This window comes from Psychrobacter sp. 1U2 (assembly GCF_051847575.1).
The window spans coordinates 1-680 of record NZ_JBPYDC010001166.1 but is presented as its reverse complement, the minus strand read 5'-3'; the positions used below and the strand labels follow the sequence as shown (position 1 = coordinate 680).

Below are 680 nucleotides of genomic sequence, written 5' to 3'. Positions count from 1 at the left end.
CTGGTAGCTCGTCGGGCTCATAACCCGAAGGTCGTTGGTTCAAATCCAGCCCCCGCTACCACTTTCAATACTGATTTTTGTACACTAAATTGTCAGTTGCAATAAGCCCACCATTATGTTTGTGGGTTTTTTTGTATCTGAGAGTCTGTGTTATCACGGTATTTATCCTACTTATGCTAAGCTCTATTTTTATAGAGTGAAGTAATATCGGTTAATTGTGCAGCGCTTCATAAGCGGCAATACCTTTTATTTCATACTCTCTCAGTGATATTTTGGCTTTGTGTATTCTATTAGAATGTACAGCCTTAATCCAACGTCTATAATCTGTATTATTCTATAAGTATAAGACGATACGAGGCTTGGACTTAATATGCAAAGTCATACACTTTAGTTTAGCTGCAAAAAGATACAACGATTACAGTGTTATTCTTAAACGTTGCTCATAAAATATAAAAAAACGCTTTAAGTTCTGTACACCAGTAAATAGGAAACTATAAACAAATTATGAAACTTTCTACCAAAGTTGAAGAATTGACCAATATTATTGCTCCTGCAGTAGCGGCATGTGATGTCGCTTTTTGGGGCGTAGAGTTCGTCCCACAGGGACATCGTTCTTTCTTGTGTCTTTCTCTCGAGTCTCTCCCCGAAAAGCAAGCGCAAAACAAACAGGTAACTCTTTG

At 37.8% G+C, this 680-nt stretch carries 1 pseudogene; it reads left to right on the top strand.

Features of this window, described 5'->3' with window-relative positions:
- Positions 1–504: 504 nt before the first annotated feature.
- Positions 505–680 (top strand): annotated as a pseudogene (locus ACS8FD_RS21005) (ribosome assembly cofactor RimP); the annotation flags it as partial.